The sequence below is a fragment of the Pseudoxanthomonas sp. OG2 genome, from assembly GCF_014192765.1.
GTDB classification, from domain to species: domain Bacteria; phylum Pseudomonadota; class Gammaproteobacteria; order Xanthomonadales; family Xanthomonadaceae; genus Pseudoxanthomonas_A; species Pseudoxanthomonas_A beigongshangi.
Window position 1 is genome coordinate 774021 of the sequence record NZ_JACHYM010000001.1, and the last position, 23652, is coordinate 797672.

At 68.9% G+C, this 23652-nt stretch carries 21 protein-coding genes; 12 read left to right on the top strand and 9 right to left on the bottom strand.

Going from position 1 to position 23652, the window contains the following annotated elements; genetic code table 11:
* Positions 1 to 69 precede the first annotated feature (69 nt).
* From ppx to FHW78_RS03595, 5 genes are all read left to right on the top strand, one after another.
* The gene (gene ppx, locus FHW78_RS03575; protein WP_183637750.1) at positions 70 to 1599 is read left to right on the top strand and encodes an exopolyphosphatase; all 1530 of its coding nucleotides are present in this window, start codon (positions 70 to 72) and stop codon (positions 1597 to 1599) included.
* Positions 1600 to 1774: 175 nt separating this feature from the next.
* Complete coding sequence (locus FHW78_RS03580) at positions 1775 to 3022, top strand: EAL domain-containing protein (RefSeq protein ID WP_183637753.1); 1248 nt, start codon at positions 1775 to 1777, stop codon at positions 3020 to 3022.
* 74 nt (positions 3023 to 3096) lie between these two features.
* Positions 3097 to 4068, top strand: a complete 972-nt coding sequence (locus FHW78_RS03585) for an aldo/keto reductase (RefSeq protein WP_183637756.1) — start codon at positions 3097 to 3099, stop codon at positions 4066 to 4068.
* 339 nt (positions 4069 to 4407) lie between these two features.
* Positions 4408 to 5550 (top strand): glycosyltransferase family 1 protein, encoded by a 1143-nt coding sequence (locus tag FHW78_RS03590; RefSeq protein ID WP_183637758.1) that lies wholly within the window; start codon positions 4408 to 4410, stop codon positions 5548 to 5550.
* On the top strand, positions 5528 to 6079 hold the full coding sequence (locus FHW78_RS03595; RefSeq protein ID WP_183637761.1) for a phosphatase PAP2 family protein: 552 nt from the start codon (positions 5528 to 5530) through the stop codon (positions 6077 to 6079). The genes FHW78_RS03590 and FHW78_RS03595 overlap by 23 nt, the downstream gene beginning before the upstream one ends.
* 79 nt (positions 6080 to 6158) lie before the next feature.
* On the opposite strand, the gene FHW78_RS03600 is transcribed toward FHW78_RS03595, so the two are convergent.
* The 9 genes from FHW78_RS03600 to FHW78_RS03640 all read right to left on the bottom strand — a co-directional run bounded on the left by FHW78_RS03600 (position 6159) and on the right by FHW78_RS03640 (position 14613).
* Positions 6159 to 7748, bottom strand: a complete 1590-nt coding sequence (locus FHW78_RS03600; RefSeq protein ID WP_183637764.1) for a M20/M25/M40 family metallo-hydrolase — start codon at positions 7746 to 7748, stop codon at positions 6159 to 6161.
* A gap of 120 nt (positions 7749 to 7868) precedes the next feature.
* Complete coding sequence (locus FHW78_RS03605; RefSeq protein ID WP_183637767.1) at positions 7869 to 8753, bottom strand: carbon-nitrogen hydrolase family protein; 885 nt, start codon at positions 8751 to 8753, stop codon at positions 7869 to 7871.
* Positions 8750 to 9355 (bottom strand): GNAT family N-acetyltransferase, encoded by a 606-nt coding sequence (locus FHW78_RS03610; protein ID WP_183637770.1) that lies wholly within the window; start codon positions 9353 to 9355, stop codon positions 8750 to 8752. Before FHW78_RS03610 ends, FHW78_RS03605 begins: the two co-directional genes overlap by 4 nt.
* A 39-nt stretch (positions 9356 to 9394) precedes the next feature.
* A complete protein-coding gene (locus FHW78_RS03615; protein WP_183637772.1) occupies positions 9395 to 9712 on the bottom strand; it encodes a hypothetical protein in 318 nt (105 codons plus the stop codon).
* A complete protein-coding gene (locus tag FHW78_RS03620) occupies positions 9712 to 10164 on the bottom strand; it encodes a hypothetical protein (RefSeq protein WP_183637774.1) in 453 nt (150 codons plus the stop codon). The genes FHW78_RS03615 and FHW78_RS03620 overlap by 1 nt, the downstream gene beginning before the upstream one ends.
* A 9-nt stretch (positions 10165 to 10173) precedes the next feature.
* Entirely contained in the window at positions 10174 to 11553 is a 1380-nt protein-coding gene (gene creD, locus FHW78_RS03625) for a cell envelope integrity protein CreD (protein WP_183637776.1), read from the bottom strand.
* Positions 11554 to 11741: 188 nt separating this feature from the next.
* Positions 11742 to 13163, bottom strand: a complete 1422-nt coding sequence (gene creC, locus FHW78_RS03630; RefSeq protein WP_183637779.1) for a two-component system sensor histidine kinase CreC — start codon at positions 13161 to 13163, stop codon at positions 11742 to 11744.
* A gap of 2 nt (positions 13164 to 13165) precedes the next feature.
* The gene (gene creB / locus FHW78_RS03635) at positions 13166 to 13852 is read right to left on the bottom strand and encodes a two-component system response regulator CreB (RefSeq protein WP_183637782.1); all 687 of its coding nucleotides are present in this window, start codon (positions 13850 to 13852) and stop codon (positions 13166 to 13168) included.
* A gap of 47 nt (positions 13853 to 13899) precedes the next feature.
* Complete coding sequence (locus tag FHW78_RS03640) at positions 13900 to 14613, bottom strand: NAD(P)H-dependent oxidoreductase (RefSeq protein ID WP_183637785.1); 714 nt, start codon at positions 14611 to 14613, stop codon at positions 13900 to 13902.
* 97 nt (positions 14614 to 14710) lie between these two features.
* Here FHW78_RS03640 and FHW78_RS03645 point away from each other — a divergent pair, with 97 nt between their 5' ends.
* The 7 genes from FHW78_RS03645 to mfd all read left to right on the top strand — a co-directional run bounded on the left by FHW78_RS03645 (position 14711) and on the right by mfd (position 23269).
* Positions 14711 to 15652 (top strand): LysR substrate-binding domain-containing protein, encoded by a 942-nt coding sequence (locus tag FHW78_RS03645; RefSeq protein ID WP_183637788.1) that lies wholly within the window; start codon positions 14711 to 14713, stop codon positions 15650 to 15652.
* A 19-nt stretch (positions 15653 to 15671) separates the two neighbouring features.
* Complete coding sequence (gene rlmJ / locus FHW78_RS03650) at positions 15672 to 16556, top strand: 23S rRNA (adenine(2030)-N(6))-methyltransferase RlmJ (protein ID WP_183637791.1); 885 nt, start codon at positions 15672 to 15674, stop codon at positions 16554 to 16556.
* 68 nt (positions 16557 to 16624) lie between these two features.
* Positions 16625 to 17578 carry a DUF808 domain-containing protein gene (locus tag FHW78_RS03655; RefSeq protein WP_183637794.1) on the top strand — a complete coding sequence of 318 codons (954 nt, stop codon included), beginning with the start codon at positions 16625 to 16627 and terminating at the stop codon, positions 17576 to 17578.
* Between the two features lie 53 nt (positions 17579 to 17631).
* Positions 17632 to 18183, top strand: coding sequence for a GNAT family N-acetyltransferase (locus FHW78_RS03660; protein WP_183637798.1), 552 nt, complete (start codon positions 17632 to 17634; stop codon positions 18181 to 18183).
* A gap of 139 nt (positions 18184 to 18322) precedes the next feature.
* Positions 18323 to 19372: a class I SAM-dependent methyltransferase gene (locus FHW78_RS03665; RefSeq protein WP_183637802.1), complete on the top strand. Its 1050-nt coding sequence runs from the start codon at positions 18323 to 18325 to the stop codon at positions 19370 to 19372.
* 16 nt (positions 19373 to 19388) lie between these two features.
* Positions 19389 to 19661 carry a DUF4242 domain-containing protein gene (locus tag FHW78_RS03670; RefSeq protein WP_183637807.1) on the top strand — a complete coding sequence of 91 codons (273 nt, stop codon included), beginning with the start codon at positions 19389 to 19391 and terminating at the stop codon, positions 19659 to 19661.
* 122 nt (positions 19662 to 19783) lie between these two features.
* Complete coding sequence (mfd, locus tag FHW78_RS03675) at positions 19784 to 23269, top strand: transcription-repair coupling factor (protein ID WP_183637810.1); 3486 nt, start codon at positions 19784 to 19786, stop codon at positions 23267 to 23269.
* Positions 23270 to 23652 lie beyond the last annotated feature (383 nt).

The following is a 23652-nucleotide window of genomic DNA, read 5'->3' on the forward strand; positions in this document are numbered from 1 at the left end:
GCGATGCAAGTGCCTGAAATGGCAGGGGCCGCGTTGCCAAGCCGCGGTCTCTGCCTCTAGGCTTTTCCGATGCCGCCCGTCTCCGCCCACGTCTCGCCGCCTCCCCATGACGGCGAACAGCTTGCCGCCATCGATCTCGGTTCCAACAGCTTCCACATGATCGTGGCGCGCTACACGCTGGGACAGCTGCGCGTGGTCGATCGCCTGCGCGAGACCGTGCGCATGGCCGACGGCCTGGACGGCAAGGGCGGACTGTCGCAGGCCGCGCGCGAACGCGCGCTGGACTGCCTGTCGCGCTTCGGCCAGCGCATCCGCGACATCCCGGCCAGCCGGGTACGCGCGCTGGCCACCAACACGGTCCGCCAACTGGCCGATCCGCAGTCCTTCCTGGTCCCCGCCGAAGCCGCCCTGGGCAAGCCGATCGAAGTGGTGTCCGGCCGCGAGGAGGCGCGCCTGATCTACCTGGGCGTGGCGCACGCGCAGCCGCCCAAGGCGGGGCAATTGCGCCTGGTCATCGACATCGGCGGCGGTTCCACCGAGTTCATCATCGGTCGCGGGATGGATACGCTGGAACGCGAAAGCCTGCAGGCCGGCTGCATCGCCAGCACCCGGCGCTTCTTCCCCGGCGGCAAGCTGTCCAAGAAGCGCTGGAAGGAAGCCCTCACCGAAATCGCCGCCGAGTTCCAGCAGTTCGCCGGCCAGTACCGCTCGCTGGGCTGGCAGGAGGCGATCGGCTCCTCCGGCACCAACAAGGCGATCGGCGAAATCTGCGCGGCGATGAAACTGACCAAGGGCGCGGTCACCGCCGAGGCCCTGCCGCAGGTCCGCGATCGGTTGCTGCAGGCCGAGCGCATCGACGCCATCGATCTGCCCGGTCTGTCCAGCGACCGCCGCCCGATCATCGCCGGCGGCGTGCTGGTGCTGGAGGCCGCCTTCGAGGCGCTGGGCCTGCAGCGGCTGATGGTCAGCAAGGCGGCCATGCGCGAAGGCATCCTGTACGACATGCTGGGCCGCGGCAGCGACAACGATCCGCGCGACATGTCGGCGGCCGCGCTGACCCAGCGCTACGGCATCGACGAAATCCAGGCCGCGCGGGTGGAAGCCACCGCGCTGCGCCTGCACGAGCAGGTCGCCGGTGCCTGGAAGCTGGACGATGACGACGCCCGCATGCTCGGCTGGGCCGCGCGCCTGCACGAGATCGGCCTGGTCATCGCCCACAGCCAGTACCACGCGCACGGCGCCTACGTGCTGGAGAATTCTGACATCGCCGGCTTCTCCCGGCAGGAACAGCAGGTCCTGGCGGCGCTGGTGCGCACGCACCGCCGCAACATTCCCAAGACCGCGTTCGACGCCCTGCCCGACCGCCTGCTGCTGTCGGCCAAGCGCAAGGCCGCGCTGCTGCGGCTGGCGGTGCTGCTGCATCGCGCGCACGAGGCCGCGCCGATTCCCCGCCTCGAGCTCACCGCAGAGGGCGACGAACTCCGGCTGGTGGTGGACCGCCGCTGGATTGAAGCCCGGCCGCTGCTGAAGTCGGACCTGGTCGGCGAGCCCGAGGACATGCAGGGCCTGGGCATCACCTTCAAGCCCTTCGTCGCCTGAGCCGGGGCGCCCGGCCGCTGCAAACCGCAAACACCCGCGCTAGACTCCGCCCGGGAAACCGTCGAGGCCATGCCGGGCGGCGCCGGATCGGACAGGGGATCGATCCCGCCTCGCCATAACCGCCCTGCGCCCGTGTCCATCGATCGTTTCCCGCCCTTGCCTTCAGGAGGAAGTCATGCGGAACGACGCTCCCTGGAATGCCATCCTGGCCCAAGGCGGGCCCGGTGCGCTGGCCATCGGCCACAACGTCGATCGCGTGCTCGACGCGGTGCGTACCCATCTGGGCATGGACGTGGCCTTCATTTCCGAGTTCGGTGGCCACTACCGGACCTTCCGCCACGTGGCGGGCTCGATTGAACCGATGCCGATCCGTCCCGGCGACAGCAGCCCGCTCGATGAAGGCTACTGCCTGCGCGTGGTCGAGGGCCGCATCCCGCAGTTGATACCGGATACCGCCGCGGTGCCGGCGCTGGCCGCGATTCCGGAGACCGCGCTGGTTCCCATCGGCGCGCACATCAGCGTCCCCATCCGCCTGCGCGACGGCCGCGTCTACGGCACCTTCTGCTGTTTCAGCCTGCGCCCGCACCTGTCGCTGGGCGAACGCGACCTGCACATGATGCGCGCCTTCGCGGATCTGCTTGCCTACCAGATCGACGGCGATCTGGATGCCGTGCGCCTGCACCAGGAAAAGGTCGAGCGGATCACCTCGGTGCTCGAGATGGGCCAGCCCAGCATCGTCTACCAGCCGATCTACCATCTGGCCGGGGAGCGCATCATCGGCATCGAATGCCTGTCCCGGTTCGACATCAACCCGCCACGGCCACCGGACCTGTGGTTCAACGAGGCGCGCGAAATCGGCCTGGGCGTGCGGATGGAACTCAACGCGATCCTCACCGCGCTCGACGGCCTGCGCCACGTCCCCGGCGACTTCTACGTATCGGTCAACGTCTCGCCGCAGACGCTCATCAGCGGCGAGATCGCCGGTTACCTGGACGAACTGCCGCCGCACCGGCTGGTGCTGGAAATCACCGAGCACGATTACGTGGAAGACTACGCGGTGTTGCGCGAGCGGCTGGCGCCGCTGCGCCGGCAGGGTGTGCGCGTCGCGGTCGACGATGCGGGTGCCGGCTACGCGAGCATGCGCCATGTGCTGGCCACCAGCCCGGACATCATCAAGCTGGACATGACCCTGACCCGCAGCATCGACACCGATTCGCCACGCCGCGCACTGGCCGCGGCACTGATCGCCTTCGCCCGCGAAACCCACAGCGGCATCGTCGCCGAAGGCGTGGAGACGGCGGAAGAACTGGCCGCGTTGCGCGCCCTGGGCGTGCCGGACGCCCAGGGCTATTTCCTGTCGCGGCCGCTGTCATTGCCGGCGCTGCTGGCGTTGCTGGATCCACCGGGCAAGCGGGTCCACTGACGCCGCCGTACCATATCCCGCCGGAGCGGCGCGCCGCTCTGGCATGATCCGGCGTCCTGACCGGAACCCATCCCATGCGGCGCCATCCGATTCCCCACACCGACCTGCGCGCCTCGCGCATCGCCTGCGGCTGCATGCAGTTGAGCCGCGCCTGGGACGACACCGATCCCACCGCGGAAGAACGACGGCAGGCCGCGCAGCTCATCGAGACCGCGCTGGAACAGGGCATCAACCTGTTCGACCATGCCGACATCTATGCGCGCGGCAAGTCGGAGCGGTTGTTCGGCGACTGGCTGGCGGCCTCGCCCTCGCGCCGCGACGAACTGATCCTGCAATCCAAGTGCGGCATCCGCTTCGCCCATGACCCGCAACCGGATTCGCCGGGTCGCTACGATTTCAGCCATGCGCACCTGGTCGCATCCGTCGAGGGCAGCCTGCGCCGGCTGCGCACCGACTACCTGGACCTGTTGTTGCTGCACCGGCCGGATCCGTTGGGTGTACCGGAAGAAGTCGCCCGCGCCTTCGACGATCTGCATCGCAGCGGCAAGGTGCGGCATTTCGGCGTCAGCAACCACACCGCCAGCCAGATCGCGTTGCTGCGGGCGCATGTCGATCGGCCGCTGGTCGCCAACCAGGTCGAAGTCAGCCTGCTGCACCATCACCTGATCAACGAGGGCGTGATCGCCGCCACCCGCGGCACCACCTACACCGCCTCGGCCGGCACGCTGGACGAATGCAGGCGCCAGGGCATACTGCTGCAGGCCTGGTCGCCGCTGGCCGGTGGCCGGCTCTCCCACCCGGCGACCGCCGAGCCCGCGCTGCGTCCGACCGCCGAAGCCGTCGCCCTGGTCGCCGCCCGCCACGACGTTTCGCCCGAAGCCATCCTGCTGGCCTGGCTGCTGCGCCACCCCGCCGGCATCCAACCCGTCATCGGCACCACCCGCCCCGATCGCCTGGCCGCGGCCTGCGCCGCCGACCGCATCGAGCTGAGCCGCGAGGAGTGGTATGCGCTGTTCACCGCGGCGCGGGGCGGGCCGGTGCCTTGAGGGCGGGGATTGGGGATTGGGGATTGTGGGAGCTTCTGCTTTTGCCTCCCCCTTTGAAAAAGGGGGATTGAGGGGGATTCTGCTTTTGCGCCAAGAGCAAGCGCTTCTCAACAGCCGAATGGCTGGTCAATCCCCCCGTCACCTGCTTCGCAGGTGCCTGCCCCCTTTTTCAAAGGGGGCTTAGCTGAGCGGTTACTCGATATGTGAACTCCGCCTTGGCTCCTCGAAGGCATCTTCCGCGGAAATCCAATCCCACCGCGCCCTGTCACGCGAACGCCATGTAACTGCAATGCGGGTTTCATGGCCGGTCTCCACCATGCGCAAAACGTGGAGTTGCGCATGCGGTACGCCATCGTCACCGAAACCTATCCGCCCGAGGTCAACGGCGTTGCCCTGACCGTGCAGGGGCTGGAACAGGGTCTGCGCGCGCGCGGGCACCGGGTCTCGCTGGTGCGGCCGCGGCAGGAAGGCGACCCGCGCGAACTCGACGACACCACCCTGGTGCGCGGCGCGGCGCTGCCCCGCTACCCCGGATTGAAATTCGGCCTGCCGGCGGCGCGTCGCCTGGCCCGGCTGTGGAGCGAATCGGCACCGGATGCGATCTACGTGGCCACGGAAGGCCCGCTGGGCTGGTCGGCGCTGCGCGCGGCGCGACGGCTGGGCATTCCGGTCGCGACCGGCTTCCACACCCGCTTCGACGAATACATGCGCGACTACGGCGCGGCGTTCCTGCAACAGACCGCGATGCGCTGGATGCGGCGCTTCCACAACGGCGCCGACGCCACCCTGGTGCCGACCCGCGAGCTGCAGGAATTCCTGACCGCGCAGGGCTTCGCCCGGGTGGTGCGGCTGGCGCGCGCGGTCGACACCTCGCAGTTCTCGCCGGCGCACCGGGATGACGGCCTGCGCGCCGAATGGGGCGCGGGCGCGGACACGCCGGTGGCGATCTACGTGGGCCGCATCGCCGCGGAAAAGAACCTCACCCTGGCCGTGCAGGCGTTCCGCGCGATCCAGCGCGACCGCCCCGACGCGCGTTTCGTCTGGGTCGGCGACGGTCCGGCGCGCGAGCGGTTGGCGGCGGCCAATCCGGACTTCGTGTTCTGCGGGGTGCAACACGGCGCGGCATTGTCGCGGCATTTCGCCAGCGGCGATCTGTTCCTGTTCCCCAGCCATAGCGAAACCTTCGGCAACGTGACCCTGGAAGCGATGGCCAGCGGCGTGCCGACCGTGGCCTTCGACTACGGCGCCGCGCGCGAGCACCTGCGCAGCGGCGTGCACGGCTTCGCGGTGAGCGACGACGACGCGTTCGTGGCCGCGGCCGCGCAGTTGGGATCCGATGAAGCGCTGCGCCGGCGCCTGGGCGCCGATGCCAGCGAGGCCGTGCGCGTACTGCGCCCGGAACAGGTCGCCACCGATTTCGACAACCTGCTGGCCGGTCTGGCCGCGCAAAGGAGGCCGCATGAGAACGTCGCTACCGCGTAACGCGCTCCGGGGCCGCGACGCAGGCTGGTGTCTGCGCGCCAACCGCTGGGGCGAATGGCAGGGCGTGCGCCGCTTCTTCGCGGTGATCAGCCGCCTGGGCGACGGCGTGTTCTGGTACGTGCTGATGGGCGCACTGATCGTCGCGGACGGGCTGGACGGCCTGGCCGCGTCGGCGCACCTGGCGGCCACCGGCGTGATCGCGCTGACCCTGTACAAGCTGCTCAAGCGCTGGACCCGGCGCCCGCGCCCGTTCGCCTCGGACGTGCGGATCCGCGCCTGGATCGCGCCGCTGGACGAATTCAGCTTTCCGTCCGGACATACCCTGCATGCGGTCGCCTTCACCGTGGTCGCGCTGGCCCACTATCCCGCGCTGGCGGTGCTGCTGATTCCGTTCGCGGCCTGCGTGGCGGTATCGCGGGTGGTGCTGGGCCTGCACTATCCCAGCGACGTGCTGGCCGCCACCGTGATCGGTTCGGCCCTGGCCGGGTTGTCGCTGTGGCTGGTGCCGGGCGTGTCGCTGTTCGCCTGAGCGAACCGGAAAAACGGCTGGGAAAAAAGAAGGCCGGATTCCTGAGAATCCGGCCTTCTCCACTTCACGAGGATGATGCTCAGTTTTCCAGCAGCGGCTTGCGCGGCAGCTTCTGCTCGCGCATCGCGGCGTGGTAGGCGAACGAGGCCAGGATCGCCGCCGCCTGCTTCAGATCTTCCGGCGCGGCGTGATCGTAGGTATCCAGATCGCTGTGGTGGACGTTGCTGAAATAGTCCAGGCCGTCCTGCACGAACTGGAAGCCCGGCAGGCCGACGCGATCGAACGAGACGTGATCGGTGCTGCCGGTGTTGCGCACGGTCACGATTGTGGCGCCGACGTCGTTGAACGGCTTCAGCCAGGCTTCGAAGATCGGCATCGCCGCCTGGTTTTCCTGCGCGTAGATGCCGCGGATCTTGCCGGAACCGTTGTCCAGGTTGAAGTAGGCCGAGAACTTGTCGTAGTCGCGCTTGCGCTGGAGCGGACCGGTGCGCTCCTGGAAGTAACGCGGCAGCTTCTTCTGTTCCGGATCGGTGGCTTCCGGATAGTCGGCGAAGTGCTTGGCGACATAGGCCGCCGAACCGATCAGGCCCTGCTCCTCGCCGCTCCACAGCGCCACCCGGATGGTGCGGCGCGGCTTGGCGCCCACCGCCTTGAGGATGCGCATGGCTTCCATCATCACCGCCACGCCAGCGGCGTTGTCGGCCGCGCCGGTGCCGGCGTGCCAGGAGTCCATGTGCGCGCCGATCATCACGATCTCGTCGGCCTTGCCGCTGCCCGGGATCTCGGCAATCGTGTTGTAGCCGGGATCATTGGTCTCGCTGGTGAACTGCGCGTCCACGTTGATGCGCAGGCGCACGTCCTGCTTGCGCTCGATCGCGCGCAGCAGCGGGTTGTAGTGCTCGGCCGCCACCGCCAGTTCCGGAATGCCGGCCGGCTCGCCGGCACGACGCGAACCGCCGCCGCCGACCCGGATGATGCCGTTGTCCCAGCCGCTGATGCTCAGCGCGGCCAGCGCGCCTTCCTCGGTCAGGAAACGGTTGGTCGCCTGCACCAGATCCTGGCGCTGCCGGTACTCAGCCAGTCGCTTGCCACGATCGGCCGGATTGGTGTCCTTGGGCACGCTGAAGGACAGCAGCTCGGTCAGGCCGGCTTCGTCGTAGCGGCGCGAATCCGGCTCGGTACCGGGCTTGTACTCGCGGGCTTCGCTGAGCAGGACGATCTTGCCTTTCAGCTTGCCCTTGTACTTGTCCAGGTCCGCCTTGGTCTTGAGGGTGACGACCACCGCCTCGCCTTCGACCGGGCCCTGCGTGCCGGGCGTCCAGGCCTTGGGCACCGCGCGCAGCGAGGTCACCCGCGGCGCCAGCAGTTCCACGCTCGCCGAGCGATAGGTCCAGCCGCGGCCGAAGTCGTCGAACGCCTCGTCATGGACATTGGACAGACCCCACTCGGTGAACTTGCCGCGCGACCAGGCATTGGCCTGCGCCATGCCCGGCGAGTTGGTCAGGCGCGGCCCGATTTCCTCGGTCAGGTGGCCGAAGGTCGCCATCACCTGCGACCGGTGGAATGCCTCCTGGCGGATGCGGTTGACCATGTCCAGGTCCACCGGCTCATTCGCCTGCGCCATTCCGGCCAGGCCCAGGCACAACGCCATCACGCTCCGCTTCAACACGCCCCTGCTCTCCCCGGGTTCGTCCCCGAATGTGCATAAAGGATCGAGTCTGCCCCGGCCAAAGGTCATGGTCCCCCTGCCATCAGTCATGGTCGGGCGGAGAGCCGGCGAGAGCCGGGCTCAGCGGAACGGTTCGCGGCGGGCGCGCTGCAGTGCGGGAATGCCCTGTCCGGTCCAGTTGCGATCGTTGGCGACCTGCGCCTGGCCGCGGCTGGCATCCAGCGCGTCGAAATCGAGATCGGCGATGGCCCAGACCTCGTCGCCACGGGTCTGCGCCAGCACGCCGTCGGCGGGGAAACCGCGATCCATCGGCGCGAACAGGGCCGCCTCGCCAGTATTCACGTCCAGCGCCGGACTCCATTCGGCGATGCCGGCGGTAACCGCCTGGGCCACGAAGAAACGGTTCTCCAGCGCGCGCGCCAGGCAACCGACCCGCACGCGGGTGGCGCCTGCCTCTGTGTCGGTGCAACTGGGCACGACCAGCAGGCGTGCGCCGGCTTCGTACTGCGCGCGCACCGGCAGCGGGAACTCGCTGTCGTAGCAGACCGCGACGCCGGCCCGCACGCCCTCGACATCGAACACATTCAGTGCGTCGCCGCCCTCGATCACGCCGGTGGCCTTCTCGAAACCGGTGAGCTGCAGTTTGTCCTGCCAACCGTGGCGGCCATCGGGCGTGAACCAGTAGCTGCGATTGCGGTAGCGCCGTTCGCTCACGGCGAGCAGGAACGAGCCGGCCACCACATGCAGGCGCAGTTCCGTCGCCAGCTTCGGAAACAAGCTCATCCAGTCCGCGTGCAGCGCCTGGGTCGCCGCCAGCGAGGCTTCCAGATCACCGCGGATGTCCGCCGCGAAGGTCGCGGCCAGTTCCAGCGACAGGTATTCGGGCAGCACCGCCACCTTCGCGCCCTGTGCGGCCGCATCACCCAGCAATCGCCCCAGTCGTTCGGCGAAGGCGGCGAAGTCGCGCGGCGCCTGGATCGGATACTTGGCCACGGCCACCTTCATGGCGCGACCTCCAGCGGACGCAGCCAGAACGTCAGCGCATGCGGGATTTCGCCGCGACCGATTTCGTCCCACGCCAGCTGCATGGTCATCCCCTCCCTGCGCCGGTAGCCGCGCTTGTGCCAGAACGCGTCGTTGCCGCGATGTTCCGCCGGCCGACGCGGATCCATCGGGTCGCGATCCACCGCGCAGAACCCGGTCCAGCGGAAACCGCCCAGCGCGCGCGCATGCGCCTCCCGCCGATCGAAGAAGGCATGGCCGATGCCACGACCGCGATGCTCCGGCAACAGCACCGATTCGCCGAAATAGAACACCTCGTCCGGCGGGATCTCCGATGCCAGGAACGGCTGGCGGAAAGCTTCGCCGTCATCCAGCAGCGGCAGCCCGGTGGACGCGCCGATCACCCGCTCCCCGTCCAGCGCCAGCACGAACACGCTGCGCGGCGACGCCGCGTAGGCCGCCAGATAGTCGCGTTCGTAGTCGAAATCACCCTCGTACAGATAGGGCCAGTCGCGGAACACGGCCACGCGCAGGCGCGCCACGTCCGCCAGCCACGGCCCGATGTCCGGTCCGCGGAATACACGGATGTCGAAGCGGGAATCCATCCGCGAACTTTACCGCAGCCCCGGCATGGTGACGCGCGGTCACGGCGTGGGACCCTCGCCGGTCCCACCCGGCGGCGGCTCGATACCCGCGCCGGCGACCCCGCGCCCCGCCGCCACCGCCACGCCTGCAAGCAGGCCGCCCACGGTCAGCATCGCCTGCGCGGCCATCACCATCAGCACGCCAAGGCCTTCGCCCGGGCCCCCGTCGTGGCCCGGCTGCGATGACGCATGGCAGTGCTGCAACCACAGCAGCGAGAACAGCAATTGCGGGAGCAGGAACAGTACGCCGTACAAGCGCCATGAAATCACCGCCGCCATGACGTAGAACAGCAGGACCAGGACCGTTCCCACCAACATCACCGGCATCGTTCGCCGCCTCCCGCCGGCAGGCAGCGGCGATCATCCCAGTCATAGACCACGATTCCGGATTCGGGCAACACCCACAGGCGTGCGCGGCCATCCCGCGAGCAGGTCATGAAGCGACGGGCGCGCGGTGGCTCGCCCGCCGCCTGCCACGGTCCCCAGGCAATGGGGACGGCATGCCGCGAAAGGCCTTCCCTGGCCTGCGTCGCGTCCTGCAGCAACACCATCGGCCGGCGGCGCAGCGCGTTGCGCGTCTCCGCCGCCAACCGGAACCCCAGCCAACCCCGGTGCACGTGCCGCAGCGGCAGCAGCAGCGTGGCGAGCGCGCGTTCGCTGATACCGGCTGGCTTGCCGTCACCGCCGTCGAGGGCGATGACGGCCTCGGTGTGCAGGCAGGCGGGCAACACGCGGCACGCGCGGCGATGCAATGTCTGCGGGTCCAGCATGGGCGTGCCTCAGCGCAACCCGTTGCCCAGGTCGTACCAGTCGACCTTGCGGGTGATCCACATGATCCCCGCCAGGATGCCGAACAGCAGCAGCGTGCCCATCAGCAGCGCGTTGGTCTCCGACAGCAGCAGCATGTACAGCACCCCATACAGCGCGGTCAGCATCGTCGCGAACCCGGCCGCGCGCAGCCAACTGCGCAGCACGCCGGACAGGTAGAAGAACTGCAGGCCGATGCACGCCACCGCCGACACCAGGTATGCCTTCCAGAATGCGATGTGTTCGGACAGGCTGAGCAGCAGCAGGAAGAAGATCGCCAGCGCCAGGCCCACCAGCAGGTACTGCAGCGGGTGGATCGGCAGGCGCTTGATCAGTTCGAACAGGGCGAACCCGACGAAGGTCAGCACCACGAACAGGATGCCGTACTTGCTGGCGCGATCGGCCTGGGTATAGATGTCCACCGGATCGACCAGGTGGATGTCGGCGCTGTCGATGCGGGTCAGCGAGGGACCTTCCGAGGATGCGTCGATGGCGACCTGGCCGGTCAGCGGCATGCGTCGGGTGAAATCGCCTTCGGCGCTGGCCAGTTGCGCCTGCGCGTTGCTGGCCAGCGAGGAGATTTCCCAGTTGGCGGTGAAGCCGCTGGCCTCGACGGTGCGCTGGGTCGGCAGGAAGCGACCACCGAACAGCGGATGCGGCCATTCCGAATGGACATCGATGCGGTTGCTGTCGGCGATCGGGCTGATGCCCAGCGATTCGGTGCCGGCCAGGCCGAAGTCCAGTTGCACGTTGCTGGCCGGCAGGAGCACCCCGCCCTCGCCGCCCAGCACCGCGTGGACGCCGCTCATCCGCGCGGACATCGCGCCGGTGCCGCCCTCGAAGGCGAGCGTACGTCCGTCGACCTTGACGACCGGCGTCCCCACCAGTCCGCGCACATCGCTCAAGCCCATCACCAGGATGGGCTTGCCATAGGTGCGGCCATCCGTCTGCTCCAGCACCAGCGACTCGAAGTGCGCGCTCATGCGCGCCGACCACTGGTAGGTGCGCACGTCATACAGGCCGATGCGCCGCAGCGCCGGCTTCAGCCCGCCGCCCGCCTGCAGCGTCTTGGGCGTCTGCAGCACGTAGCCACGCACGGTTTCCTGGCGAATTTCCGGCTTGCCTTCGGCGTTGACCACCGTGGTGTTGCTGGTCTTCTGCCACGGCACCACCCGCAACGGCCCGATCACCTGCTGCGGACCGGCCATGCTCTCGGCGATGCGCTCGACCGCCTGCGCCTGGTAGCGTTCGCGATCGCTGATCACGCCGCGCACCATCAGCAGGGGAATCATCAACAGCAGCACCAGACCGCCCACGGTCAGGAACCGCAACAACAGCTTCAACGACTTCATGTCTTCGCCCATCCGGGTGTGGAGATGGACAAAGCCTGGCGCCGGCCGGTGGGCGGGCGTGGAAGCGGATTTGAAGTCTGTGTGAAGTGGGTGGCCGGCGCCTTCTCCCTTTTGTGGGAGCGACGTGAGTCGCGAAACCCGGCTTGGTCGAATCGCGACTTACGTCGCTCCCACAAGATAGGGTTCGATCAGGCCGCGGGCAGGGTCAGCACGGCTTCGGCGCCGCCGTCGGGATGGTTGCGCAGGACGATGTCGCCGCCATGCAGGCGCGCGACTTCGCGCACGAACGGCAGGCCCAGGCCGGAACTGCGCAGGCCGCTGCCCGGACGGGCCAGCGAATAGAAGCGTTCGAAGATGCGTTCGCGCGCGTAGTCGGGAATGCCCGGTCCGTGATCGCGCACGCTCAGCTGGACGCGATCACCGGCGGTCTCGGCGGCCAGCACCACCTCCGCGCCGGACGGCGAGAACGCGATGGCGTTGTCGAGCAGGTTGCTCAGCGCCTGCCGGAGCAGGAAGGGATCACCACTCAGGCGCAGGCCCGGGGCGCCGCGCACGCGCAGATCCAGGCCGGTGGCGCGCATCTCCGCGGCCTCGCGCACGGCCTCCAGCAATTCGTCCGCCATCATCGTCTGGCGCTTCTGCAGCCAGCCGTGCTGTTCCACCTCGGCCAGCGCCAGCAGCTTGTCGATGGTCTCGGTCAGGCGCTGCTCCTGGGTCTGGATATTGCGGGCGAAGCGCTGCCGTTCGGTTTCCGGCAGCGGTTCCTGCAACAGCTCGGCCGCGCCCCGGATCGCCGCAAGCGGACTCTTCATCTCATGGGTCAGCGACTGCACGTACTGCTCGACATAGGCCTTGCCCTCCAGCTTGCGCCGCATCGCCTCCAGCGCGCGGCCCAGATCGCCAATTTCGTCGCGACGCGGCTTGGGCGGCGGGACCGGCTCGCCGGCGGCCACCGCCTGCGCGTAGCGGTTCAGGCGGCGGATGCCGCTCACCAGCCACCAGGTGATCAGCATGCCGATCAGCGCGGACAGACCGATCAGCCAGGCGCCGCGGCGCATGATGCTGCGCTGGCTGGCGGTGATGAAGGGATCGATGGTGTGGTTGGGCTGCGCCACGGTCAGCACGCCGATCAGCCGGTCGCCGTCGCGGATGGGCGCGGCCACGTGCATCACCGTGCGCTCCGGATCGTCGGGCGTCTCCGGGCTGGAGCGCGCGCCATATTCGCCGCGCAGGGTCAGGTAGACGTCGTTCCAGCGCGAGTTGTCGCGGCCGAGGTCGCGGCCCTGCGAGTCGTAGACCACGATGCCGCGCGCGTCGGTGACGGTCACCCGGTATTCGATGTGGCGCTTGGGAAAACTCCAGATGCGTGCGCGCAGATCACGTCCCGCGGCTTCGGACATCTTGGCCGCGAAGTCGCCATCGGCGATGCGGCCGGCCTTCAGATCGTCGGCGGCCATCACCGCCAGCAGGTTGGCGGTATCCACGAGGGTGGATTCCATCGCCTGGCGCACGCCCGGCTTGACCTCGTTGACGAACACCCGCATCACGAAGAACGCGGCCAGTCCGACAATCAGGAAGAAGGCGAGGAACAGGCGGGCGCCCAGGCGCATGATCAGAGCTCGATGGCGTAGCCGAGACCACGATGGGTGCGGATCGGATCCGGCTCCGCGCCGGCCGCGCGCAGCTTGCCACGCAGCGTCTTGATGTGGGTATCGACGGTGCGGTCCATGCTCTCGGCGTCGCTGTCCCAGCCGCGATCCATCAATTGCGCGCGGCTGAGGATCGCGCCGGGCCGCTGCAGCAGCGCCGCCAGCAGGGCGTATTCGTAGCGGGTCAGATCCAGCGGGCGATCCTGGTAATGGATCCGGTGCCCGTCGCGATCGATGGCGAAACCGCCCTGGCGGATCCAGCCCGCATCCGGCGTGGCCGGCGCGGCCGGATGCAACCGGCGCAGCCGCGCGCGCACCCGCGCCACCAGTTCGCGCGGCGAGAACGGCTTGGCGACGTAGTCGTCCGCGCCAAGTTCGAGCCCCAGCACCCGGTCGATCTCGTCGTTGCGCGCGGTCAGGAAGATCACCGGTACGTCGCTGAAGGCGCGCAATTCACGGCAGACGTCGAAGCCGCTGGCGTCGGGCAGGCCGACGTCCAGCACCACCACGTCCACGCCACCGGCGCGCACCCGCGGCACGACCTCGCGCGCGAGCTGGCAATGCTCGGTTTCCAGTCCCTCGCTGCGCAGCGCGTACAACACGGTGTCGGCGATGGCGGCTTCGTCTTCGGCAATCAGGATCAGCGGCATGCGGCACAGGATAGTCGGCCCCCGCGCGGGCCGCCACGCGCCCTGCCTCAGCCTGTCGCCATCCGGACCGGGGATGCGCCGGCGCCATCGGCCATTTCCGCAATCAGGCGTGGCACCAGCGCATCCAGTTCGGCCTCGGCCGCCGCCAGCGAACCGGCCAGGCGCACGTCGGCGAATTCGTCGTACTCCACCGCGATGCGGTCCACCCGGTCGATGCCCAGGTACGCCAGCGGCACGGCGATGCCGTCCTCCACATGGTTCAGATGCGCCAGGCGTCCGCCCGGGTCATAGCCGAAATCGCCGCGCGCGCCCAGCAGGACCAGTCGCCGGCCCTGCCCGGCCAGCATCGGCCAGTACGGCTCCCCGGCCCGACTGCGGTCGAAGCCGAACGTGCGCCCGACCCGCACCACGTTGTCGATCCACGCCTTGAGCTGGGCCGGCATGCCGAAGTTGTACATCGGCGCGGCGATCACGATCAGTTCGCTGGCGATCAGTTCGTCCACGAGGTCATCGCTCTCGCGCAGGGCCTCGCGCATCCGCTCGTCGCGCTGCTCCGGCCGGGTGAACGCCGCGCGTACCCAGTCGCCGGTCACTGGCGCGGGCGGATGCAGGCCCACGTCGCGATGCGCCACCCGGTCGTGCGGACGCCGCGCCTTCCAGCGACGGAGGAATCCGGCACTGAGGCGGCGGGTGTGCGAGCCATGCGCCTGCTGGTCCGAGCGGCCCGCGCGGGCACTGGAGTCGATGCACAGGATGTTCATTTTTATTCATCTTTGGCAACGCACCGGAACAGGTGCATGATGCGCATTTTCCCGGGGACCAACCCCCAGAAAAAACGATATTTGCGAACCCTCATAGATGAATGAAATTCATCCCATAGCCCGACTACCGTCCCTGAACGCGCTGCGCGTGTTCGAAGCCGCCGCACGGCATTTGAGCTTCCGGCGGGCCGCCGAGGAACTGGCGCTCACCCCCACCGCCGTCAGCCACCAGATCCGTCTGCTGGAAGACCGGCTGGGCCTGCCACTGTTCACCCGCCAGGCCCGGCGGGTGGCGCTCACCGAGGCCGGCCAGCGGCTGTATCCAGTGCTGCGCGACAGCTTCGACAACATCGGCCAGACCCTGGCGGCGCTGCGCGCCCCCTCGCCGCGCCTGGCGGTCACCGTTTCGGCCACCCGTGGCTTCGCCGCGCAATGGCTGCTGCCGCGGCTGCCGGCATTCGCCGATGCGCATCCGGACATCGATCTGCACCTGCACGCCTCCGACGCGCCGGTGGATCTGCTCGCCGGCCAGGTCGATCTGGCCTTGCGCTACGGCCGGACGCCGCCGCCCGGCCTGCACGCGGACCATCTGCTTGCGTGCCGCTTCGCCCCGGTGTGCAGTCCGCGCCTGGACCTGCACGATCCGGCGCGGCTGTCCTCGTTCCCGCGCCTGCGCTTCGAGTGGCGGCAGCGCGATCGCGCCACGCCCGATTGGCCGCTGTGGTTCCGCAAGGCCGGAGTGGCCGCCGGCGACGCGCCGGAACGGATGTTCTCCGACGAGTCGCATGCCATCGTCGCCGCGATCTCGGGCCAGGGCGTGCTGCTGGCGAACCTGGCGCTGGTGGCCGGCGAACTGCACGACGGCACCCTGGTGCAACCCTTCGGTCCGGTGCTGGAAGGCCATCCGATCCGGGTGCTTTGGCCGCCACGCCACGCGGGCAACGACGCGGTGGCGCGCGTGCGCGCCTGGCTGCGGGAACAGGCCGAAGCGTCACCGGGTACCGGTAACCCCGCCGATGCTTTCCCGGCGACGGATTGAATCCCGGCATACTTCACCGATGAACTATCGCCACGCCTTCCACGCCGGCAATCACGCCGACGTCCTCAAGCACGTCCTGCTGCTGGCCCTGCTGGATGCACTCAAGCGCAAGGACACGCCGTTCTTCGTGCTGGACACGCATGCCGGCCGCGGGCGCTACCTGCTGGGCGCCAGCGAGAGCCGCAAGACCGCCGAGGCCGATGGCGGCATCGTCCGCCTGTTCGACAGCGCCCGCCTGCCCGCGCCGGTGGAGGACTACCTGCGCGCGGTGCAGGCCGACAACCCGGTGGGCGCGCTGGTGGCCTACCCGGGTTCGCCGTTGCTCGCGGCGCAGGCGATGCGCGTGCAGGACCGGCTGGCCGCCTGCGAACTGCAACCCGAGGAAGCGGCCGAACTGAAGGCGCTGTTCGCCCACGACCCGCGGGTGGCGGTGCATGCGCGAGACGGCTATGCGGCGATGCGCGCCCTGCTGCCGCCACGGCTCGGCGAAACCCGCTTCGCCCGCGGGCTGGTGCTGATCGATCCGCCCTACGAGGCGCAGGACGCGGAGTATCCGCAGATCCTCGATGCCGTGCGCGAAGGCCTGCAACGCTGGCCCGCCGCGACCTACGCGGTGTGGTATCCGATCAAGCAGCGGCGCAGCCTGCTGCCGTTCTTCCGCAAGGTGGCCGCCCTGCCGGCCAAGTCGGCGCTGGTGGCCGAATTGCAGGTCCGCCCGGACGATTCGCCGCTGCGGCTCAACGGCAGCGGCATGCTGGTGATCAATCCGCCCTGGCAGTTCGACGCCGCCATCGCGCCGGTGCTGCCCGCCCTGCAGACCGCGCTGGGCGAAGCCGGCGCCAGCAGCCGGCTGGAGTGGATCAAGCGCGAAACCGCCGCCGCGCCCGGCAAACGTCCGGGCTAGGCGCGCCCGCCACGATCCCGTCGGGAGGCTGTGCGAGAATCGCCGCTCCCTTCCTCGCGCATCCCTCCATGGCCGGATCCAGCCTGTTCGCCCTCATCGACGACATCGCCACCCTGCTGGACGACGTCTCGGCGATGACCAAGATCGCCACCAAGAAGACCGCCGGCGTGCTTGGCGACGATCTGGCGCTCAACGCCCAGCAGGTCTCCGGCATCAAGGCCGACCGCGAACTGCCGGTGGTATGGGCGGTGGCCAAGGGATCGATGGTCAACAAGGCAATCCTGGTACCGGCCGCGCTGGCGATCAGCGCGCTGGAAACCTGGCTGCACGGACGCGGGATCAACATCCCGCTGATCACCCCGCTGCTGATGCTCGGCGGCACCTTCCTCTGCTACGAGGGCGTCGAGAAGCTGGCGCACAAGTTCCTGCACGGCAAGGGCGAGGACGAACAGGAGCACGCCGAACGCGTGCGCGCGGTGCAGGACGAACAGGTCGACATGGTCGCCTTCGAGCAGCAGCGCATCCGTGGCGCGGTCCGCACCGATTTCATCCTGTCGGCGGAGATCATCGTCATCTCGCTCGGCACCCTGGCCGGGCGAACCTTCATCGAACAGTTGCTCACGCTGGTCGCCATCGCCCTGATCATGACCGTGGGCGTGTACGGACTGGTCGGCGGCATCGTCAAGCTCGACGACGCCGGCCTGGCGCTGAACCGCGACGAGCGCGCGGGCGGCTGGCCGCGCTTCAAGCGCGCCCTGGGCCGCGGCATCCTGCACAGCGCGCCCTACCTGATGAAATTCCTGTCCATCGCCGGCACGGCCGCGATGTTCCTGGTCGGCGGCGGCATCCTGGTGCACGGCATCGGCGCCCTCCACCACTTCATCGAGCCGTACGCGCAGGGCGCGCTCGGCGGGCTGCTGTCGATGCTGTTCAACGCCGGCGTCGGCATCGTCGCCGGTGCCCTGATCGTGGCGGTCACGGTGCTGATCGGGCGGCTGCGCGGGAAACGCCACGCTGCCTGAACCGCTGTTCAGGCGCCTCGCCTGCCTGGGGGATTTCGTGCGAGCATGATCACATGACCGCGCCGAAACGACTGCCCCCCTGGCATGAACACTTCCGCCTGCCCAGCGGGCGCGAGTTGCTGATCCGCCCGATCCGACCCGAGGACGCCGGTCCCATCCAGGGCGCCTTCACCCTGCTCGGACCGGACGAAATCCGCCAGCGCTTCCTGTACGCCCTGCGCGAACTGACCCCGGAAATGGCGCAGCGCCTGAGCCAGCCGGATCCGCAGACCGAGTTCGCGCTGGTCGCCGCCGAATCGCTGCCGCCGGGCGAAGCGCTGGTCGGCGCGGTGGCGCGCGCGTCGGTGGTCAACCGCACCCGCGAGGCCGAGTTCGCCATCCTGGTCAGCCATTTCATCGCCGGCCAGGGCCTGGGTCGCCACCTGATGCGCCGGCTGGTGAAGTGGGCGCGTTCGAAGAAGCTGGACCGGCTCTACGGCGACGTCCTGGACAGCAACCTGCCGATGCTGCAACTGGCCCAGTCGCTGGGCTTCAAGCAGGTCCGCGAAGCCGACTCCGCGCCGGGCCTGGTGCGGGTGGTGCTGGACCTCAACGAAGTCGCCTGATCCGGAAGCTGATCCGGAAGCCCCCGCGCGGACCACTTTCCGACCGGCGGACGGCCGTCCTCCACCCACATCGCCGTCATCATGACTGTCAGGGGAGGCCTGCGGCAGGCATTGTCGCGCGCGGTCGGAGGGCTCCCCGATGGGCATCGACGAAACCCGGCTCAACACCTTCCTCGGCAAGGCGGTCGAGGACCTCGGCGCGGCGATCAGCGCCACCCTGATCCTGGCAGGCGATCGGCTGGGCCTGTACAAGGCGCTGGCGGAGGGGCCGCTCACGCCCGCGGCGCTGGCCGAGCGCACCGGCACCCACGAACGCTACCTGCGCGAATGGCTGGCCAACCAGGCCGCCGGCGGCTACGTCACCTACGATCCCGGCAGCGGCGAATACCGGCTGGAGCCCGAACAGGCGCTGTGCCTGGCCGACCCGGCCAGTCCGGTGGATCTGGCGGGCGCGTACTACATCATCGAGGCGGTCTTCCACGCGCTGGATCGCACCGTGGACAACTTCCGCACCGGTGCGGGGCTGGAATGGGGCGATCACCACGCCTGCCTGTTCCATGGCACCGAACGGTTCTTCCGCGCCGGCTACAACGCCCACCTGCTCGGCGAATGGCTGCCCGCGCTGGACGGCGTGGTCGCCAAGCTCACCGCCGGCGCGCAGGTCGCCGATGTCGGCTGCGGCCATGGCGCCAGCACCCTGCTGATGGCCCGCGCCTACCCGCGCTCGCGCTTCGTCGGCTACGACTACCATCCCGAATCGATCCGGGTGGCCGGCGAACGCGCGCGCGAGGCCGGGCTGGAGAACGCGCGCTTCGAAGTCGCCGACGCCACCGGCTACGGCGAGCATGACTTCGATCTGATCGCCTTCTTCGACTGCCTGCACGACATGGCCGATCCGGTCGGCGCGGCGCGCCATGCCCGCCAGGCGCTGAAGCCGGACGGGCACTGCCTGCTGGTGGAACCGTTCGCCGGCGACAACGTCGAGGACAACCTCAATCCGGTCGGCCGGGTCTACTACGGTGCTTCTTCGCAGATCTGCGTGCCGGTGTCGCTGGCCCGCCACGGCCCCGCGCTGGGCGCGCAGGCCGGCGAGGCGCGCCTGCGCGCGGTGATGGAAGCCGGCGGCTTCGGCCGTTTCCGGCGCGCGGCGCAGACCCCGTTCAACCTGGTGTTCGAAGCACGCCCCTGAACCACTGGAGATTCCCATGCCACGCTATGTGATCGAACGCGATCTGCCCGGCGCCGGCCTGTTGCCGGCGGAGGAACTGCGCGCCATCTCGCGCAAATCCTGCGAGGTGCTGGAGGACCTGGGCCCACAGGTACAGTGGATGCAAAGCTACGTCACCGCCGACAAGGTGTACTGCATCTACGTGGCGCCGAACGAGGACCTGATCCGCGAGCACGCGCGGATGGGCGGTTTCCCCGCCAATCGGATCGCCGAAGTCCATGCGGTGATCGACCCGGTCACCGCCGAATGACGGTAATGATGACGGTGCCGGTGCCGGCGTTTACCCGGGCGGCAGCGGCGGCGCGGTAGACTGGCGGTCCCTTGCGCTGGTGGCGGACGACGCCTCCGGCGCTGCCGCTGTTTTGTGCGCCGATGACCACCGATCCGAATTCCGCCTCCTCCACCCCCGTTCCTCCCCTGCCCCGCGGCGCCCAGTCGCGCGCCTGGTGGCGCGCGCCGGCCTCGCCATCCGCGCTGGCCTGGTTCCTGGCCCGCGCGGCGCTCGCCCACGACGGTCCAATCGTGGCGATTGCCCGCGACAACCACCAGGCGCACCAGTTGGAAGGCGATCTGCGCACGCTGCTGGGCGAACAGGGACGCCCGGATCTACCGGTGCTGCCTTTCCCGGACTGGGAAACGCTGTCCTACGATCGCTTCAGCCCGCATCCGGACATCGTTTCCCAGCGCCTGGCCGCGCTGCACCGCCTGCCCGCGCTGAAGCGCGGCATCGTGGTGGTACCGGTGCAGACGCTGATGCAGCGCCTGCCGCCGCTGCGCCACGTGGTCGGCGGCAGCTTCGACTACCGGGTCGGACAGGTGCTGGACTTCGACGCCGAGAAGCGCCGGCTGGAAACGGCCAGCTACCGGCACGTGCCGCAGGTGCTGGATCCGGGTGACTTCGCCGTGCGCGGCGGCCTGCTCGATGTATATCCGATGGGCGCCGACGCGCCGCTGCGCATCGAGTTGCTGGACGACACCATCGATTCGATCCGCCAGTTCGATCCGGAAAGCCAGCGTTCGCTGGAAAGAACCGATGCGGTGCAGTTGCTGCCCGGCCGCGAGGTACCGCTGGACGATGCCTCGCTGGCGCGTGCGATGAACCTGCTGCGCGACCGTTTCGACGTCGACACCCGCCGCAGCGCGCTCTACCAGGATCTGAAATCCGGGCTGGCGCCGGCCGGCGTGGAGTACTACCTGCCGTTGTTCTTCGAGCAGACCGCCACCCTGTTCGACTACCTGGGCGAACGTGCCCTGCCGCTGCTGGCCGATGGCGCCAGCGCCGCCGCCGACGCGTTCTGGACGCAGACGCAGGGCCGCTACGAGCAGCGCCGCCACGACATCGAGCGCCCGCTGCTGCCGCCGGAAGAGCTGTACCTGCCGCCGGACAACCTGCGCGAACGCCTCAACCAGTCATCGCGCATCGAAGTCTGCGGAACGGATCACCCGCGCCATGCCGAAGCCGCGCCGCTGGGCGACCAGCCTTCACCGACGCTGCCGCTGGCGCAGAAGGATCAGGCGCCGGGCCAGGCACTGCGTTCGTTCCTGGATCACTATCCGGGCCGGGTGCTGATCGCCGCCGACTCCGCCGGTCGCCGCGAGGCGCTGCTGGAAGTGTTGCAATCGGCCGAACTGAAACCGGCGGTGCTGCACGACCTGCCCGCCTTCCTCGCCGACGGTGCCCGCTTCGGCATCGCGGTCGCGCCGCTGGAAGACGGCTTCGCCCTGGATGCGCCCGCCGTGGCGGTGCTCACCGAACGCCAGTTGTTCCCGGAACGCGCCACCCAGCCGTATCGCCGCAAGCGCACCGGCCGCGAGCCGGACAGCATCATCCGCGACCTGGGCGAGCTGAGCGAAGGCGCGCCGATCGTCCACGAGGATCACGGCGTCGGCCGTTATCGCGGGTTGGTGGTGCTGGAGGCCGGCGGCCTGCCCGGCGAGTACCTGGAAATCGAATACGCCAAGGGCGACCGCCTGTACGTGCCGGTCGCCCAATTGCACCTGATCAGCCGCTACTCCGGCGCCTCGGTGGAAACCGCGCCGCTGCATTCGCTGGGTGGCGAGGCGTGGACCAAGGCCAAGAAGAAGGCCGCCGAGAAGGTTCGCGACGTGGCCGCCGAACTGCTGGAAATCCAGGCCCGCCGGCAGGCCCGCGCCGGCCTGGCGCTGCCGGTGGACCGGGCGATGTACGAGCCGTTCGCCGCCGCCTTCCCGTTCGAGGAAACCCCGGACCAGCACGCCGCCATCGAGGCGGTGCTGCGCGATCTGGGCAGCAGCCAGCCGATGGATCGGGTGGTCTGCGGCGACGTCGGCTTCGGCAAGACGGAGGTGGCGGTGCGCGCGGCCTTCGCCGCCGCCAGCGCCGGCAAGCAGGTGGCGGTGCTGGTGCCGACCACGCTGCTGGCCGAGCAGCACTACCGCAACTTCCGCGATCGCTTCGCCGACTGGCCGCTGCGGGTGGAAGTTCTGTCGCGCTTCAAGACCGCCAAGGAGATCAAGGCCGAGTTGGAGAAGCTGGCCGAGGGCACGCTGGACGTGATCGTCGGCACCCACCGGCTGTTGCAGCCGGACGTGAAGTTCAAGGATCTTGGCCTGGTCATCGTCGACGAGGAACAGCGTTTCGGCGTGCGCCAGAAGGAAGCGCTGAAAGCGCTGCGCGCCAATGTCCACCTGCTGACCCTCACCGCCACGCCCATTCCGCGCACGCTCAACATGGCGATGGCGGGACTGCGCGATCTGTCGATCATCGCCACCCCGCCGGCCAACCGCATGGCGGTGCAGACCTTCATCACCCCGTGGGACGGCACCCTGCTGCGCGAAGCCTTCCAGCGCGAACTCTCGCGCGGCGGCCAAGTGTACTTCCTGCACAACGACGTCGAGACCATCGGCCGCATGCAGCGCGATCTGCAGGAACTGGTACCGGAAGCGCGCATCGGCGTCGCCCACGGACAGATGCCCGAGCGCGAGCTGGAACAGGTGATGCTGGGCTTCCAGAAGCAGCGCTTCAACGTGCTGCTGTGCACGACGATCATCGAGTCCGGCATCGACATTCCCAACGCCAACACCATCGTCATCCATCGCGCCGACCGCTTCGGCCTGGCCCAGTTGCACCAGTTGCGTGGCCGCGTCGGCCGTTCGCACCATCGCAGCTATGCCTACCTGGTGGTGCCGGACAAGCGCAGCATGACCGCCGACGCCGAGCGCCGGCTGGACGCGATCGCGGCGATGGACGAACTGGGCGCCGGCTTCCTGCTGGCCACCCACGACCTGGAAATCCGCGGCGCCGGCGAACTGCTGGGCGAGGACCAGAGCGGACAGATGGCCGAGATCGGTTTCAGCCTTTACACCGAACTGCTGGAGCGCGCGGTGCGCTCGATCCGCCAGGGCAAGCTGCCGGACGCGGACCTGGGCCAGGAGGCGCGCGGCGCCGAGGTCGAACTGCATGTGCCGGCGCTGATTCCGGACGACTACCTGCCCGACGTGCATACCCGCCTGACCCTGTACAAGCGCATCAGCAGCGCGCGCGACCGCGACGAGCTGCGCGACCTGCAGGTGGAGATGGTCGATCGCTTCGGCCTGCTGCCGGATCCGGTGAAGTACCTGTTCGCCGCCGCCGAACTGAAACTCGACGCCACCGCGCTGGGTATCCGCAAGCTGGATCTGGGCGATGCCGGCGGGCGCATCGTGTTCGAGGCCAAACCGAACATCGATCCGATGTCGGTCATCCAGCTGATCCAGAAACAGCCGCGCATCTACAGCATGGATGGTCCGGACAAACTGCGCATCAAGCTGCCGATGATGGAACCGGCGGATCGCTTCAATGCCGCCAAGGGACTGTTGACCACGCTCAAGGTGGCCTGACGGCCGGAATCGACCTTGTGGCATCTTGTGGGAGCGACGTGAGTCGCGATTGCCATTGGCCACATGGCTGAAAAGCATTCGCGACTTACGTCGCTCCCACAGTTGGAGAATTGCCAACGCTACAACTGCGATTCGATTGGCAGCCATTCCAGCGGCTTGGCGGTGCCTCTACCCCACTGGCCGATGCCTGCCGGATTTGTGGGAGCGACGTCAGTCGCGATTGCCGTTGGCGACATGGCTGAAAAGCATCGCGACTGACGTCGCTCCCACAGTTGGAGAATTGCCAACGCTACAACTGCGATTCGATTGGCAGCCATTCCAGCGGCTTGGCGGTGCCTCTACTCCACTGGCCGATGCCTGCCGGATTTGTGGGAGCGACGTGA